The organism is Nocardia sp. NPDC058058 (assembly GCF_042885355.1).
Classification (GTDB): domain Bacteria; phylum Actinomycetota; class Actinomycetes; order Mycobacteriales; family Mycobacteriaceae; genus Nocardia.
The window spans coordinates 127,369-142,313 of record NZ_JBHVSA010000007.1; the positions used below are offsets into that span (position 1 = coordinate 127,369).

Consider the following 14,945-nt stretch of genomic DNA (forward strand, 5'->3'; position numbering starts at 1 on the left):
CGGCCCCCGCGCAATGAATGCGCGAGGGCCGCAGGTTGTTTCAGCGCCGGATTACTTCTTGGCGGCGGGCGCGGCCTTCTTGGCCGGAGCCTTCTTGGCCGGGGCCTTCTTCGCGGGAGCGACCGGCTCGGCGACCGGGGCGGCGGGCTCGGACTCGGTGGTCACGTTGACGACCTCGGCCTCGACGGTCTCCTCGACCTCGGCGGCCGCTTCCTTCGCGCCACCCAGCAGCGGGGCGACCTGATCGGACACCTTGCCGATGACGTCCTGCGCCTGGTTCACCAGATCGGTGTACAGCGACTCGACCTGACCGAAGCGCTCCTCGAAGACGGGGTTGCTGGTCTTGATCTTCTCGACGGTCTCCTCGCCGCGGGCGGCCAGGTCGGCGTAGAGGTCGAGCAGCTGGTGGTAGTACTGGTCGACCAGCTTGCGCAGCTCTTCGGGGGTGGCCTTCTCACGCAGTCCGGCGAGGTCCTCCGGCAGCTCGGACGGCAGGGCGGCGATGCGCTGGCGCACCACGTCGACCTGGCCCTTGGCATCGGCGGGCAGGTTCGCGAAGCGCTCGCGGGCCTCTTCGACGCGGCCGTTCACGTCGGCGGCGGCCGCACGGGTGCGGACCTTGTCGATGGTGTCGAGCACGGAGGCGTAGATGGCATCGCCGGCGCCGACCGTCGCGTAGATCGGCTTGGTCACGGTGGCGGTACGAGTGGGTTCAGTCATGATGTTTCGTTCTCCTGGCGTGGCGGAACTTCGGTAGTACGGATCGGAACCTCGTTGTCCCTGAGGGCATTCGCGCCCTCGATTCCCCCGGGAGCGCCCCCCAATTGGTTCGTCGCGTCCCCTCTGTCCTCGTTCTGCGCATTTTCTCGGCGGAACGATTCATAGATGTCCAGGAGGACCTGCTTCTGCCGCTCGGAGATTTCCGTATCGGCGAGCAGTGCGTCCCGGACCGGACCGTGCGGCCTCTGTTCGAGGTACCCGGCCCGCATGTACAAGACCTCCGAAGACACCCGCAGACCCTTCGCGATCTGCGCGAGCACCTCGGCGGACGGGTTACGCAGTCCGCGCTCGATCTGACTGAGATACGGATTGCTCACCCCCGCCAGTTGGGCCAGCTGGCGCAGTGAGACCTGAGCGGCCTCACGCTGCGCGCGGATGAAGCCCCCGATGTCGTGCGCCGCGTTGGCTACGCGGCCCGCTCGTTCGTCGGCGGCGGACGTCTCCGCCTGTGTGCCGTCGCTCGATTCGGGAACCTCGGGATCGTGTGTCATCACTGACCTTCCGGCGGTTGTGCGGTCAATTCTAAAGGGGGGTGCTAACTCTTGCAAGCGCTCTGCTAGCACCATTGCGGCAAACCGCCGGCGGTACCGGGATCAGCCATTGAACAGCAAATTTGAAACGGCGTAGATCGCAAGGCCCGCCAGGGAACCGACGACCGTGCCATTGATGCGGATGAATTGCAGATCGCGACCCGCCGCCAATTCGATCTTGCGGCTGGCCTCGTCGGCATCCCACCGGGCAACGGTATCGCTGACCAGCGTGGCGAATTCATCACCGTAGTTGGAGACCAGGTATCGGACGCCACGCTCCAGCCACCCGTCCACCTTGTCACGCATGCCCTCATCCGACGACAAGCGCTGGCCCAGGTTCTGCACATTCTCCGAAACCTTGCGGCGCAGCGTCGAATTCGGGTCCTCGGCGGACTCCAGGATCAACCGCTTGGCCGCGCGCCAGGTCGCGTGCGCCAGACCGGTGATCTCGGCGCGGCCCATGAGCTCGGACTTGATCCGCTCGGCCTTCTTGATCATGACGTCGTCGTATTGCAGATCGTTCGCGAAATCCTCCAGGAAGCGATTCGCCGCCAGCCGGATCTCATGATCGGGCTGGGTGCGGACCTTCCAGGTGAACTCCACCAACTCGCGGTAAATGCGTTCGGCCAGCATCGAATTCACGAATTTCGGGGCCCAGGAGGGCGCGTCCCGATTCACGATGCGGTCCAGGGTCTCCTGCGAGTCCAGCGCCCACTGGTGTGCGCGCTCGGCCAGCAGATCCAGCAGCGGACCCTGTCTGTTGTCCGCGATGAGCTCCTTGAGCACCTTGCCCAGCGGCGGACCCCACAGCGGTTCCGCGACGCGCTTGACGATGGTCTGGTCGATGATCTGCTCGACGTCCTCGTCACGCAGTACGCCGATGAACGCGCGCAGCATGGTGGCGCTCTCCTCGGCGACGCGTTCTGCGTGCTCCGGATCGGCCATCCAGCGACCCAGCCGGAACGAGATCTGCGCGGAGTTGAGTTTCGTCACAACCACATCGGGCGAGAGGAAATTGGTGCGCACGAAATCACCGAGACCCGCGCCGAGTTGATCTTTCTTCTTGCGGATGATGGCGGTGTGCGGGATCGGCAGGCCGAGCGGATGACGGAACAGCGCCGTCACCGCGAACCAGTCGGCGAGCGCGCCGACCATGCCCGCCTCGGACGCGGCCCGCACATAGCCGACCCAGTCGCCGCCCGCCCCGCGTGATTCGGTCCAGCGGCAGAACAGGTAGATGACGGTGGCCGCGGCGAGGAACGCGGTGGCGATGGCCTTCATCCGCCACAAGTCCTTCGCCTTGCCTTCGTCACCCAGCAGGTCGGCGAAGGCGCCACCCGGTGCGGGGGCGGGCTGCGACGCACGCCCGCTCGATTCGAGGACCCCGGCGGTGCCGGCAGGTTGCTCCATATGTTCCATTCTGCTGCTTCGGAGAAATTACTCCCGGCCACCGGGCCGGTCCCGAACGTCGGCGATCCGGCGCGTGCGAGGCTTAAGCTGAATAGGCCCAGCCCACAACACGAACCACGGGGAGTCACGCTGTCCACCCAAAGAGCCGTCGACGCCGGCACCAGAGCCGACGGCGCCACCCCTCGACCGGGTCGAGAGGACGGACGCAAGAGGCGCTGGCAGCAACACAAGATCGACCGCCGGGAAGAGCTGGTGGACGGCACGCTCGCGGCCATTCGCGCCCGCGGCGGGGATGCCGGGATGGATGAGATCGCCGCCGAGATCGGCGTCTCCAAAACCGTGCTCTACCGGTACTTCTCCGATAAGCAGGATCTCACCCGGGCCACCATGGAACGGTTCATCGAGACCACGCTGATGCCGCGCATCTACGAGGCCATCAGCGATGATCTGGACGAGTATCAGCTGGTGCGCAATACGCTCGCCGCGTACGTGCACACCGTCGACGCCGATACCGATGTCTACCGCTTCATCATGGGCAACGGCGCGTCCACCGATACCTCGACCCTCGCCGATTTCGAGAAATTGTTCGCGCAGGTGGTGTCGGCGGTCATCATCGACAAGGCCTTCGACCGCAAGGTGCAGACCGAGGGCGCGATGCTCTGGGCCTACGTTCTGGTCGGCGGCGTCCAGCTGGCCACGGACTGGTGGATCACCAACCGCACCATGTCCAGCGAGGAGATGCTCGACTACCTGACCATGATGGCGTGGAGCGCCATCGAGGGCATGGTGCGCGCGGGCGGCGACCGGAATTACTTCAACTCCAAGCCGCATGTACTACCCGATCCGGAGAACAAGGCCTGAGCGGCCCGGAGCAAATCCGGCCGAATCGGGCCTGGGCTGGACGATCGAGATGTGGTTAGGCTGAGCGCGGCGGGCACATCGGGGTATCCGCCAGTGTCGGCGCCAATGGGGGTGTCGGTTCCAATGGAGGGTCACTGATGGCGAAAGAGCTGCCCACATCCAGGCTTGCGCGGGGAACCAAGCTGGGAATGGCCGTCGCCGGTAATGCCATACGAGCCCAGAAGACCCGGAGATCGATGCGGGGTCGCTCGGAAGCGGTGCGCGAGCGCATGGCCGAGGAGTCGATGATCCGGGCCACCGAGCAGATGGTCATGGTGCTGGGCACCATGAAGGGCGTCGCCATGAAACTCGGGCAGATGCTCTCGGTGCTGGATCTGGATCTGGTGCCGCCCGAGCATCGCGAACGCTTCCAACGACGGCTGGCGGTGCTGCGCGACAGCGCGCCCTCGGTGTCGTTCGAGGTGATGCGCGCGGTCATCGAGGAGGATTTCGGCAAAACCCTCGAGGAGGTCTTCGCCGATTTCGAGCCCGAGCCCATCGCGGCGGCCTCGATCGGGCAGGTCTATCGGGCGAAACTGCATGACGGCCGCACGGTCGCGGTGAAGGTGCAGTATCCGGGCATCGATTCGGCGGTGCGCGCGGATCTGAAGAACCTGGCCATGTTCCGACGCATTCTGCAATCGGCCATGCCGTGGGTGACCCCGGCGGTGCTCGATGAGTTGCGGCTGAATCTGGAGAGCGAACTCGACTACGTCGCCGAGGCCAATACCCAGTCGCAGATCGCGGCGCTGTATCGCGGGCATCCGTTCATCGTGGTGCCGGACACCATGCCGGAGCTGTCCACGCAGCGGGTGCTGGTGAGCGAATACTTCCCGGGGCGCGGCTTCGAGGAGATCCGGGCGCTGCCCGCCGAGGAGCGAAACCGCATCGGCGAGATCATCTATCGGTTCTACGTGGGTTCGCTGTTCACCTTCAACGAGTTCTGCGGTGATCCGCATCCGGGCAATCTGCTGCTGGGCGCGGACGGCCGGGTGGCGTTCCTGGACTTCGGGCTCTACAACCGGATGGATCCCGAACACGTCGAGTTCGAGGCCACCTGCATTCGCGCCGCCGCCGAGGATCACGCGGAAGAGTTGCGCGACTTGATGATTCAGCGCGGCGTCATCGATTCCCCGGATGAGATCACCCCGGAGGAATGTCTGGAATACGTGCTGGCGGCCTGCGAATGGGCGCTGGTCGATGAGGATCTCACCATTACGCCCGAGCTCGCCTCGGGCGCTTTCATTCTCGCCGTCGACCCGCGGGCCAGCGAGTTCTCCGGGATGAAGCAGCAGAATCTGCCGCCGGAGCATCTGTTCTCGCGGCGCGCGGACTTCCTTACCTTCGGCATGCTCGGGCAGCTGGAAGCGACCGGGAATTGGCATCGCATCTCCCGGGAGTGGCTGTACAAGGAGGAGCCGGTCACCGAACTCGGTATCGCACACCGGGATTGGCTGGCCACCCGGCCCGCGCCGACGCCAACCACCGGACCCAAGAAGAAGACCACTCGCAAACGCCCCGCGAAGGCGTAACCCCACCGGACGGGAAAAACCATGGCAGACAGGGAATTCGACCTAGCGCTATTCGGCGCGACGGGTTTCGTCGGCAAGTTGACCGCGGAGTATCTGCTCGAGGCCGCACCCGCCGGAGCGCGGATCGCACTGGCCGGACGCTCGCTGGACAAGCTGGCGGCGGTACGCGCCGAACTGGGTCCGGGTGCCGCGGAATGGCCGCTGGTACAGGCGGATTCGACGGACCAGGCCAGCCTGAACGATCTGGCCGCGCGCACCAAGGTCGTGGTCACCACGGTCGGACCGTACCTGCGCTACGGGCTGCCGCTGGTGCAGGCGTGCGCCGAGAACGGCACGCACTACGCCGATCTCACCGGTGAGCCGCTGTTCATTCGCGAATGCATCGACCGGTTCGCCGATCGGGCCGCCGAGACCGGCGCGAAAATCGTGAATTCCGCAGGGTACGACTCGATTCCGTCGGATCTGAGCGTGTACCAGCTGTACAAGCGCAGCGTGGACGACAACACCGGTGAGCTCACCGATGTCACCCTGGTGGCGTGGCTCAAGGGCGGCGTCTCCGGCGGCACGGTCGATTCCGGGCGCGCCATGATGGAGGCCATCGCCGCGGATCCGAAGAAGGGCGCGATCATGTCGCACCCGTATTCGCTGAGCCCGGACAAGTCCCTGGAACCCGATGTCGGCCGCCAGAGCGATCAGGCGCTGGAGCGCGCGGCGAATATCGATCCGAGCCTGCGCGGCTGGGTCGCCACCTTCGTCATGGGCGCGCACAACACCAAGATCGTGCGCCGCAGCAATGGCCTGCTGGGCTGGCCGTACGGCAAGAACTTCCGCTACCGCGAGGTGATGAGCGCGGGCACCTCGGCCACCGCTCCCCTGGTGGCGGCGGGTATGGCGGGCGGGATCGTGGCGGGTATGGCGGCGGGCGCGGTGCTGTCCCGGGTCGCCGTCGGCCGTCGCCTGCTGGACCGCCTGGTGCCCAAGCCGGGCACCGGTCCGAGCGAGAAGGCCCGCAACAGCGGCTGGTTCACCATGCGCACCTTCGCGAACACCACCTCGGGCGCGAAATACGTGTGCACCTTCGCCGGTAAGGGCGATCCGGGCTACGCCGCCACCTCGGTCATGCTCGGCCAGTCCGGTCTAGCCCTGGCCTTCGACCAATTGCCCGAACTGGCAGGCATTCTCACCCCGGCCGCGGCCATGGGCGATGCCCTCACCGACCGACTCCGCAAGGCGGGCATGACAATCGACGTCGACCTCGCCTGATCGCATACCTCGGCGAGACCCCCGCTCACCCTTGGTGGCGGGGGTATCGTTCTATCAGGGCCGTCAGCGCGGCCCGCAGGTCCGGGCGCGGACCGGCCGAATAGAGTTCGGCCAGTGCGGTTTCGGCGACCATCGCGATGACCAGCAGCGCCACCGGTGCGGGATCGGACCAGCCCAGTTCGGACAGGTCGGGGCCGATCATCGCGGCGAACAGTCGATTGCGCTCGTGCACCTGATCGATCAGGTCGATATCGGTGCGGGATTGCGCGAGAAAGGCTTTGGTGCCGCTGGTCGCGAGGCAGGCGTCCAGGTAGGCGGTCATACCGACCCGCAGGCGTTCCGCGCCGGGTTCGCATCCGGCGATGGCCGCGAGGATGACCGCGCCGAGTTCCTCGTGATAACGGTGATGCAGCGCGATCACGTAGCTGCGCCGGTCCGGGAAATGGTGGTAGAAGGTGCCTTTCGCCATTCCGGCGGCGGCGACGACGGCATTGACCGAGAGTCCGCGCATCCCCTCGCGCCCCGCTATTTCCGCTCCTGCGGTGAGCAGGGCATTGCGTCCCGGTTCGGGCGGACGTGGCATCGATGTAATCCTCTCGGCAACTTGCTCTTCCCGAAGAGTACCCACCCGCGCTAACCTGTGACCGACCGGTCGGTCATCCCGCCGCGCAGGGGACGGCGGGAGACGACCGGTCCACGAAACATGGAGTCCCGCAATGCGATCAGCGAAGATCCGCGGTGCACAGACAACCGATCGGCAGCAGCGGACAATCGGTTCGCTGGCACTGGCGACCGGCCTGCTGGCACTGGCGACTGCACTGCCGGTACTGGCGGCGGGCAGCGCCGCCGCCGATACCGAACCGTCCTACAGCTACCCGGGCGGGCTCGCCGCCCAGTTCACCAGCCCGGGCCTGCCGCCACCCGGCGCGAACGACTGGGAATGCAAACCCGATGCGGCACACCCGAATCCGGTGGTGCTGCTGCACGGACTGTCCAATGACGCGATCTCCTGGAACACGCTGTCACCGGTGCTCGTCCGGGCCGGATACTGCGTCTTCACCACCACGTACGGGGTAGGTGCGGCGGGCCCGCTGATCGGCGCGTTCGCGCCCGTCGAGGACAGTGCGGGGCAGATCTCCGCGTTCATCGATCGGGTGCGCGCAGCGACGGGTTCCGAAAAGGTGGACCTGGTCGGTCATTCGATCGGTGGCGCGGTGGCCTTCTACTACCTGAATCAGCTCGGTGGCGTTCCGAAGGTCGATCATTTCGTCGCGCTGGCAGCACCGCTGCACGGATCGACGGTGAGCGGTCTGGCTTCGCTACAGCCGCTCGCCGCGGCCACGGAAGCGGGGCGGGACCTGCTGCGACAGTGCGGCCCGTGCGGTCTGTCCCCGGGTGAGCCGTTCCTGCGCACGCTCGATCCCGATCCGGCGAAAGCGCCGAATATCCTTTTCACCACGGTGGTTACGCGCTACGACGAGATCTCAACGCCCTATACGACCGGACTGCTGGACGGCCCGAACGTACGCAATGTGGTGCTCCAGGACCTGTGCGCGACCGATTTCACCGAGCATTACGAACTCCCCTACGACCCGGTTGCCGTGCGGGTGGTACTGAACGCGCTCGACCCGGAACACGCTGTGCCCGTGGGGTGCACAGTGGTGTTGCCGTTCGTCGGCCCGGTCGGCGGCTGAGGGTGCGGCCGCTAATTGCCGTCGCGGAGCGAGATGAGGCCGCCGAGGACGCCGAGATAGGCGGTGCCGTCCGGGCCGAGGGCCAGGCCCGCGTAGTTGTTGTTGTATTGCGGTCCGGAGCCGGATCGGCGCTGCCACACCAGGTTTCCGGTGCGGAAGTCCAGGGTGGTCCAGTACCAGGGGTCGGTCGGGTCGTTGCCCTTGGTGTAGGTGTAGATCAGGCCGGTGGCGAGGGAGAGTTTGGCGACCACGCTGGGGGCGGCGACGGTGGAGTTGGTCCAGACCAGGTGGCAGCCATTGCCGTCGGCGTCGATGTCGACGCGGGCGAACCCGGGGGTGGTGTTGCGGCCCGCCAGGGTGGCCTCGGGGCCGGAGTAGCCGAAATTGTTCTCCACGATCAGCGAGTTACCCGCGCCGATGAGCGAATTCTCGGTATTGCCTGCGCCTTTCGCGAACACCGGGACGCTGCACACCTCGCGCTGCGCGGCATCGCGGGCGGTGCGGTAGACGACCACGTTCATGGGGTCGGCGTTATCGGTGATGGCGACGTAGCCGCCGGGCAGCACGGTGGGGGTGGTGCCGGTGCCGTCGTCGACCTGGCCGGGTTTGTGCTGGCCGCTATTGGCGTAGGTGATGCGCCAGGTGACCTCGGGGCTGCCGCCGGGTCCGGCGTCGAAGCGCAGCATTTCGCGGTTGGTGGCGATGTAGACGTCGCCGTCATTGCCGACGGCGAAGGAGTTCTCGATCTCGCCGTCCGCGCCGTCGCCGAGCCGAATCACCTGTATCGCACCGGTTTCGGTGTTCAGGGTGCCGACGACGCCGTTGGTCTTGGTGACGAACCAGAGCAGACCGTGCGAGTCGGGCAGCACCGAGTTCAGGGTTTCTCCGGGTCGCAGCGCGCCGGTGAGGTCGTAGTCGTGTTCGAGGGTGAAGCCGTCCGCCGCAGGGGTTTCCGCGAAGAGCTGGACGTGCCCGCTGCTGGACCCGACCACCGCGCGGTCCTGATCGTCGAGGAAGAAGTACGCTCCGCCACCGAAATTGGAGAAGGCCCCGGGTTTGAGCATCTCCCCTGGGCCGCGACCGGGCAGGGCGTACTTGCCGAGCACCTTCATTCCGGCCGGATCGATCAGGTACAGACCGGGATTGAGGCCGGGACAGGTGGAGATGATGCGCCCGGCGCGATCGAAGGCGACCGATCCGCATTCGCTGCCGAGCAGCAGCGAGTCAACCCGGGTGTCATGTCCGAGTGGGCCGGGCCGGGTGTAGGTATCACTCATCCAGCCGTCGCCGTGGATGCCGGAGTTCCCATTGGCGGCGAGTCCGGGGTGCTGCGGGACGGCGGGGACGCCGGTGACGGGCTGGGCGGTGGCGGGTGTGCCGAGGAAGTCCGGTCCGGGCAGGGTGGGAATGGGTGCGGCCCCGGCGGTGCCGGCGGTGAGCGCCAGGGTGCCCGCCGCGAGCAGCGCGCTCACCAGCGACGACGCCCGGTGTCGGCGCGCGGGTCGCGATATGGGCGCGGCCGCCGCCGGATATTCGATATGCATTGCTGCCTCCGGCTATCTGTTTGCGGCACAACGGCACACAGCTCTGGTCGTTCGACCAAGATGGCATGATCGCACACCGCCGCGCCGAACCCTACCGTGCGGTACGTCACAGTAAGCCCCCTTACGCGAGGGGACGCGGCCGTCGAAACGCTCCGGTAGGGTCGCGATCGGGACGGAGGGTCGTACCGCAGGAAAGGGGGACGCCCGTATGTCCTTGACGGACAGCAGGCCGGACTCTGCATGAAGTGGATGCTGACCCCGGACGAATTCGCGCTGGTCTGGACCCGCGAAACCGAGCTGGAACGCCGCCCCTATCCCCTCGACACCCTGACCCGCGGCACCGGAAACGCGAGTGCCGCACCGCGATTGCGGCATCGCTACCTGGGCCGCACCGATCCGGACCTGACCGCCGCGCTCATGCTGTGCGCGCGCACCGACACCACCACCATCACGCTGTACGGCGAATGCACCCACCCCGCGCCGCGGCGCATCCTCGCCTTCGCCGCGGTGGCGCAGCAGCGCGCGGGCATTCTGGTCGCGCTGCCGGACGCCGTCTCGGTGATGATCTGTCCCGCCGATCAACTCGGTCAGGAGCTGGTGGAGATCATCGGGTCCGCACCCGCCGGGCAACAGGCCCAGATGCGCGAACCGCAGCATGCGGTGTTGCTGCCGGCCGAGCCGGGCGAGCAAGCCGAAGACAGTGCCGCCCAAACGGATTCGCCCGATCAGGCGGCCGACAACTTCCGCCGCAAATTGCGCGAGCCGGTGGACGGGCGCGGTTTCATCACCGTCACGGTGGAACCCGCGAATCCGCTGTCCCCGCCCACCCGGCATCGCACCTGGCTGGATTTCAGCGGTGACGGCCGCTATCTGCTCACCACCGCCACCGATCTGACCCTCACCCCGGTCGGTGATGCCGATCTGGCCGAACACCTGGTGCGCCTGGCCCGACTGTAACCGCCCGGACACCCGGCGTTCGGTCCTCGATCACCTCGGGTTCACCGGGAGAATTTCGGCGTGCTTGCCCCCACCGGGCCGCGTCGCGTGTTACGCATGACGGATGGCGAAGGCAACATCCTGGTCGAAACCGGTCACCAAAGCGCTGCGAGCCGACGGTGTGCAGGTCAGCGAACTGAACACATCCGCGACTCCCGGTTTCAAGGGTGACAAGAAGGCCGGGGAGCAATTGCTGGCCGAACGCGCGGGCGTCCTGTCGGAGTTGCAGGAGAAGCTCTACGCGAACGGCAGGCACGGCGACAATCGCAGTGTGCTGCTGGTGTTGCAGGGCATGGACACCGCGGGCAAGGGCGGCATCGTCCGGCATGTGATCGGCTCGGTGGATCCGCAGGGCGTGGATCACGCGGCGTTCGGCGTGCCGACCGCGGAGGAGAAGAAGCACCACTACCTGTGGCGCATTCGCAAGCAGCTGCCGCGCGGTGGGCAGATCGGCGTCTTCGATCGCTCGCATTACGAGGATGTGCTGGTGGTGCGGGTGCACGATCTGGTGCCGCCGGAGGTGTGGGGCAAGCGCTATGACGAGATCAACAAGTTCGAGCGCAAACTCGTCGACGACGGCACCACGATCGTCAAGGTGGCCATGTTCGTCTCCCTCGACGAGCAGAAGAAACGGCTGTCCCAGCGCCTGGAGCGCCCGGACAAGTACTGGAAGTACAGCCCCAACGATCTGGCCGAGCGCGCCTACTGGCCCGCGTATCAGGAGGCGTACCAGGCGGTCCTGGATCGCACCAATACCGAATACGCCCCCTGGCATGTGCTGCCGTGTGATTCGAAGTGGTACGCCCGCCTCGCGGTGACCGAACTGCTCATCGATGCCATGCAGGGCCTGAAACTCGATTGGCCCGCCGCCACTTTCGATGTGGAAGCCGAGAAGAAGAAGCTCGCCCAGGCGTGATTCGCGCCGCCCATACACCGCCGTTGGCAGCAACGGCGGTGTTTCACCAGGAATCTCTCAGGTTCGCGGGTGAAGATGGGGCCGCAGCAGTCGTGACTACGAAAGGCGTGGTGAACGCGCGGTGAGCAAACCGGGTGATCGCAAGAATCCTCTGGCCAAGGCTCAACAGGCCGATCGCAATCGCAAGATCCTCATTCAGGTCGGCGTGGGTGTCGTCCTGGTGGGTTTGATCGCGGCCATCGGTATCGGCCTGGCGATGCGCAAGTCCGATGACAAGAACACGTCATCGTTCGCGCCGGTCGTCACGCATGACGCGAGTACGGGTGCGACGCCGCCCAATCTGACCGAGGGCGGCGCGATCCGCATCGGCAAGTCCGATGCCAAGGTGCGGGTGCAGGTCGTCGCCGATCTGCAGTGCCCGGCCTGCCAGATGTTCGAGAGCAATAACTCGGCCGTGCTCGAGGACGAGGTGAAGAACGGCACCGCGGTGGTGGAGTACAACATCATCTCGTTCCTGGACCGCGCCTCCAGCGGCAACCAGTTCTCCACGCGCGCGGCGAGCGCGGCCTACGTGGTGGCCTCGGCGGATCCGTCGAAGTTCCAGGCCTGGTTGTCCGCGATGTACAGCGCGCAGCCCAAGGAGGGCGGCAACGGCATGACCGACGATCAGTTGATTCAGATCGCCGCGTCCGTCGGATACACCGATCCCGCTGTGGCACAGGGCATCAAGGATCAGAAGTACGCCGCGTTCGTGAAGGATGAGACCAAGGGCGTTTTCGACACCGGCATCAAGTCGACCCCCTCGGTGTACGTGAACGGTAAGCAGATCAGCGATCAGCAGTCGCTGATGAGCCCGAACGGCCTGAAGCCGGTCATCGAGGCCGCGGCGAAGTGATCATCTCGGCTCCACCCCGGTCGGCCTGGCCGCTGCTGCTCGGCGCGTTGATCGGCTGGGGTGCGTCGGTGACGCTGCTGGTCGACAAGTTCAAGCTGTTCACCGAACCCGGGTTCAAACCGCTGTGCAGTATCGATTCGACGCTGTCCTGCACGACGATCATGGAGTCGGATCAGGCGGCGGCGTTCGGTTTCCCGAATCCGATCATCGGTGTGGTCGGGTTCTCGGTGGTGGTGACGCTCGGGGTGCTCGCGGTGGCCAATATCGGTCTGCCGCGCTGGATTTGGGGCGGATTGTGGGCCGGGCTGGTGCTCGGCATGGGGTTCATCGGCTGGCTGATCTATCAGGCGGTGTTCCAGATTCACGCGCTGTGCCCGTGGTGCATGGTGGTGTGGGCGGTGACGCCGCTGCTGCTGGCGGTGGTGACCGGGCAGCTGTGGGGTAAGTCCCGGGGGCTGTTGCAGATCGTGGTGGAGTGGCGCTGGACCGTCGTCGCCATCTACTACGCGGTGGTGATTCTGATCCTGTACATCCAATTCCAGGATTACTGGCGCGATCACCTGTGAGCTAGTTGGGCGGCCCGACCGTGAGCGTCACGTTCACGGTCCGCTGCCCGCCGCCGGGCGCGGTGAGATCCAGGCGCACCACATCATCGGGTTTGTGCAGATTCAGTGCGGCCTTGAGGGTTTGGGTGCTCGCGATGGAACGGCCGTCGATGGCGGTGATCACCTCCCCCTCGGCGAGTCCGGCCGCGAAGGCCGGTTGCCCGTATACCGCCACATCGATGCGCGCGCCCGCCGGTTGTGCGTCGGAGGTGATGATGCCGAGGGTGGCGGTGGGACCGATGTGCACGGTGTCCGTCGGTGTGCCGGAACGGATTTGGCGCACCACGGCCATGGCGGCGTCGATGGGCACGGCATAGCCCTCCGGTCCGCGCCCGAGTGCCTTCTGTAGATCCCCGGAGGCGGCGGTGACGACGCCGACGACCGCGCCGAATCGATCGACCAGCGCCCCGCCGGATTGTCCGGCCGCGACGGGCGCCTCGACTTCTATCAAGCCGTGCAAGGACTTTCGCGACAGATCCGCCGAATTGCGGGCCACGATGGTGCTGTCCAGGCCGGTGATCGCACCGCCGACCGAGGTCGGCGAGCCGGTGCCGCCCGCATTGCCGATCGCCAAAAGCTGGTCGCCGAGCCGCAATCCGGCGGAACTGCCGATGCGCGCGATCGGCAGGCCGTCCGCGCCGGTGAGCGCGATGAGCGCGATATCGGCCGAGGAGTCGTAGCCGAGCACCGTGGCCGGGAAGGTCGCACCGGTGCCGATATCCGAAACCGATACGGTGTCAGCGCCTTTGATGACGTGATGGCTGGTGAGCACCTGCCCGTCGGCGGTGAGCACGATGCCCGAACCGGACGCGCCGAGCCCGTACGGCCGCATGGCGGCGGTGATGTTCACCAGCACCGGATCCACCAGGTGCGACACCAGTTCGGTGTCCAGCGGCGGCAGCGGCGGTCCGATCAGGCTGGCGGTGGGCGGATCCCGATGGAAGGGCCAGCGCGCCAGATCACCGTGATAGCCGAGGAACGCGGTGATTCCGACGACGGCCACGCAGCACAGCGCGAATAGTCGTCCGCCACCGGCATGATTCGTGCGACGCGGGTGGTCGTACATCGGAATCCTCCGCTGCGGCGTCGGCTGCGAACTCTGTATCTACTGGTGTACCAGTTTTTCAGTGGCTCAGTGCGGCGATGGCCAGCATGAATCCCAGTCCGAGCAGGGTGAGCAGCAGCGGGGCCTTGGACGGTTTGCCCGCGTGCGCCTCCGGCAGGATGTCCGCGGTCGCCAGATACAGCAGGAAACCCGCGAAATAGCCGAGGTACATGCCGACGAATTGCGCCGGCACCTTCAGGAAAGTGCCTGCGACAGCACCGAATACGGGGGCGATGGCATCGGCGGCGAGCATGGTCAGCCCGCGTTTGCGGGCATTGCCGTACATCGTGGTGAGGGTGAAGGTGTTGAAGCCGTCCGCGAAATCGTGGCTGATCACCGCGATGGCGACGGCCGCCCCGGTGGCCGCGCCGACCTGGAAACTGAGTCCGATGCTGAGCCCGTCCAGGAAGCTGTGGAACACCAGTCCGCCCGCCGCCACCAGGCCTATCGAGGCGAAATCGTGGTGGTGCGTACCGAATTCGTCCTCGTGCCCGGTGTGCAGCGCCACCGTCTGCTCCACGATGTGCACGGTGAAGAAGCCGACCACCGCGGCCAGCAGCGGCACCGGGACGCCGAGTGCGACGCGGGTGTCGTGTTCGAGCGCCTCGGGCAGCAGGTCGAAGGCGACCACGCCGAGCATGACGCCCGCGGCCAGCCCGAGAACCAGGCGTTTGCGCTCGCCGAGCCGGTCCGCGACCAGTCCGCCGATGAACGTGGAGCACATCGACACCAGTGCCAGCAGAATCGCCACGGGCATCAGCATGCCGATCCGGCG

General features: G+C 66.4%; 15 protein-coding genes. 8 read left to right on the plus strand and 7 right to left on the minus strand.

All coding sequences use genetic code 11. From position 1 onward, the window contains the following. Positions 1 to 51: 51 nt before the first annotated feature. The 3 genes from ACFVUS_RS43130 to ACFVUS_RS43140 form a co-directional block, all read right to left on the minus strand. Entirely contained in the window at positions 52 to 720 is a 669-nt protein-coding gene (locus ACFVUS_RS43130) for a heparin-binding hemagglutinin (RefSeq protein ID WP_387781110.1), read from the minus strand. Beyond that, on the minus strand, positions 717 to 1,271 hold the full coding sequence (locus tag ACFVUS_RS43135) for a helix-turn-helix domain-containing protein (protein ID WP_387781113.1): 555 nt from the start codon (positions 1,269 to 1,271) through the stop codon (positions 717 to 719). The genes ACFVUS_RS43130 and ACFVUS_RS43135 overlap by 4 nt, the downstream gene beginning before the upstream one ends. Before the next feature lie 102 nt (positions 1,272 to 1,373). Next, complete coding sequence (locus ACFVUS_RS43140) at positions 1,374 to 2,720, minus strand: DUF445 domain-containing protein (protein ID WP_387781116.1); 1,347 nt, start codon at positions 2,718 to 2,720, stop codon at positions 1,374 to 1,376. Positions 2,721 to 2,849: 129 nt separating this feature from the next. On the opposite strand from ACFVUS_RS43140, the gene ACFVUS_RS43145 reads away from it, so the two are divergent. The 3 genes from ACFVUS_RS43145 to ACFVUS_RS43155 all read left to right on the plus strand — a co-directional run bounded on the left by ACFVUS_RS43145 (position 2,850) and on the right by ACFVUS_RS43155 (position 6,415). Beyond that, positions 2,850 to 3,581, plus strand: coding sequence for a TetR/AcrR family transcriptional regulator (locus ACFVUS_RS43145; protein ID WP_387781393.1), 732 nt, complete (start codon positions 2,850 to 2,852; stop codon positions 3,579 to 3,581). Between the two features lie 137 nt (positions 3,582 to 3,718). Then, on the plus strand, positions 3,719 to 5,152 hold the full coding sequence (locus tag ACFVUS_RS43150; RefSeq protein ID WP_387781119.1) for an ABC1 kinase family protein: 1,434 nt from the start codon (positions 3,719 to 3,721) through the stop codon (positions 5,150 to 5,152). Between the two features lie 21 nt (positions 5,153 to 5,173). Beyond that, positions 5,174 to 6,415, plus strand: coding sequence for a saccharopine dehydrogenase family protein (locus ACFVUS_RS43155; protein WP_387781122.1), 1,242 nt, complete (start codon positions 5,174 to 5,176; stop codon positions 6,413 to 6,415). 25 nt (positions 6,416 to 6,440) lie between these two features. Here the strand turns inward: ACFVUS_RS43155 and ACFVUS_RS43160 are convergent, their stop codons facing one another. Continuing rightward, a complete protein-coding gene (locus ACFVUS_RS43160; protein ID WP_387781125.1) occupies positions 6,441 to 6,998 on the minus strand; it encodes a TetR/AcrR family transcriptional regulator in 558 nt (185 codons plus the stop codon). A gap of 133 nt (positions 6,999 to 7,131) precedes the next feature. Here ACFVUS_RS43160 and ACFVUS_RS43165 point away from each other — a divergent pair, with 133 nt between their 5' ends. Then, positions 7,132 to 8,109: an esterase/lipase family protein gene (locus ACFVUS_RS43165; RefSeq protein WP_387781127.1), complete on the plus strand. Its 978-nt coding sequence runs from the start codon at positions 7,132 to 7,134 to the stop codon at positions 8,107 to 8,109. A gap of 11 nt (positions 8,110 to 8,120) precedes the next feature. On the opposite strand, the gene ACFVUS_RS43170 is transcribed toward ACFVUS_RS43165, so the two are convergent. After that, positions 8,121 to 9,653, minus strand: coding sequence for a hypothetical protein (locus ACFVUS_RS43170; protein ID WP_387781130.1), 1,533 nt, complete (start codon positions 9,651 to 9,653; stop codon positions 8,121 to 8,123). Positions 9,654 to 9,893: 240 nt separating this feature from the next. On the opposite strand from ACFVUS_RS43170, the gene ACFVUS_RS43175 reads away from it, so the two are divergent. The 4 genes from ACFVUS_RS43175 (at position 9,894) to ACFVUS_RS43190 (ending at position 13,026) form a co-directional block, all read left to right on the plus strand. Then, complete coding sequence (locus tag ACFVUS_RS43175) at positions 9,894 to 10,610, plus strand: ESX secretion-associated protein EspG (RefSeq protein ID WP_387781133.1); 717 nt, start codon at positions 9,894 to 9,896, stop codon at positions 10,608 to 10,610. A gap of 103 nt (positions 10,611 to 10,713) precedes the next feature. Next, a complete protein-coding gene (locus tag ACFVUS_RS43180; protein ID WP_387781136.1) occupies positions 10,714 to 11,565 on the plus strand; it encodes a polyphosphate kinase 2 family protein in 852 nt (283 codons plus the stop codon). Between the two features lie 121 nt (positions 11,566 to 11,686). After that, the gene (locus ACFVUS_RS43185) at positions 11,687 to 12,460 is read left to right on the plus strand and encodes a DsbA family protein (protein WP_387781138.1); all 774 of its coding nucleotides are present in this window, start codon (positions 11,687 to 11,689) and stop codon (positions 12,458 to 12,460) included. After that, entirely contained in the window at positions 12,457 to 13,026 is a 570-nt protein-coding gene (locus ACFVUS_RS43190) for a vitamin K epoxide reductase family protein (protein WP_387781141.1), read from the plus strand. Before ACFVUS_RS43185 ends, ACFVUS_RS43190 begins: the two co-directional genes overlap by 4 nt. 1 nt (position 13,027) lies before the next feature. Here ACFVUS_RS43190 and ACFVUS_RS43195 read toward each other — a convergent pair whose 3' ends face one another. Beyond that, on the minus strand, positions 13,028 to 14,131 hold the full coding sequence (locus tag ACFVUS_RS43195) for a S1C family serine protease (protein WP_387781144.1): 1,104 nt from the start codon (positions 14,129 to 14,131) through the stop codon (positions 13,028 to 13,030). A gap of 58 nt (positions 14,132 to 14,189) precedes the next feature. Beyond that, the gene (locus tag ACFVUS_RS43200; RefSeq protein WP_387781396.1) at positions 14,190 to 14,927 is read right to left on the minus strand and encodes a ZIP family metal transporter; all 738 of its coding nucleotides are present in this window, start codon (positions 14,925 to 14,927) and stop codon (positions 14,190 to 14,192) included. Between the last annotated feature and the right edge of the window lie 18 nt (positions 14,928 to 14,945).

Coding starts and splice junctions, on each gene's coding strand:
- ACFVUS_RS43170 (WP_387781130.1), bottom strand. CDS start 9,653: ATGCATATCGAATATCCGGCGGCGGCCGCGCCCATATCGCGACCCGCG.
- ACFVUS_RS43130 (WP_387781110.1), bottom strand. CDS start 720: ATGACTGAACCCACTCGTACCGCCACCGTGACCAAGCCGATCTACGCG.
- ACFVUS_RS43135 (WP_387781113.1), bottom strand. CDS start 1,271: ATGACACACGATCCCGAGGTTCCCGAATCGAGCGACGGCACACAGGCG.
- ACFVUS_RS43150 (WP_387781119.1), top strand. CDS start 3,719: ATGGCGAAAGAGCTGCCCACATCCAGGCTTGCGCGGGGAACCAAGCTG.
- ACFVUS_RS43180 (WP_387781136.1), top strand. CDS start 10,714: ATGGCGAAGGCAACATCCTGGTCGAAACCGGTCACCAAAGCGCTGCGA.
- ACFVUS_RS43195 (WP_387781144.1), bottom strand. CDS start 14,131: ATGTACGACCACCCGCGTCGCACGAATCATGCCGGTGGCGGACGACTA.
- ACFVUS_RS43160 (WP_387781125.1), bottom strand. CDS start 6,998: ATGCCACGTCCGCCCGAACCGGGACGCAATGCCCTGCTCACCGCAGGA.
- ACFVUS_RS43200 (WP_387781396.1), bottom strand. CDS start 14,927: ATGCCCGTGGCGATTCTGCTGGCACTGGTGTCGATGTGCTCCACGTTC.
- ACFVUS_RS43155 (WP_387781122.1), top strand. CDS start 5,174: ATGGCAGACAGGGAATTCGACCTAGCGCTATTCGGCGCGACGGGTTTC.
- ACFVUS_RS43140 (WP_387781116.1), bottom strand. CDS start 2,720: ATGGAGCAACCTGCCGGCACCGCCGGGGTCCTCGAATCGAGCGGGCGT.
- ACFVUS_RS43165 (WP_387781127.1), top strand. CDS start 7,132: ATGCGATCAGCGAAGATCCGCGGTGCACAGACAACCGATCGGCAGCAG.
- ACFVUS_RS43175 (WP_387781133.1), top strand. CDS start 9,894: ATGAAGTGGATGCTGACCCCGGACGAATTCGCGCTGGTCTGGACCCGC.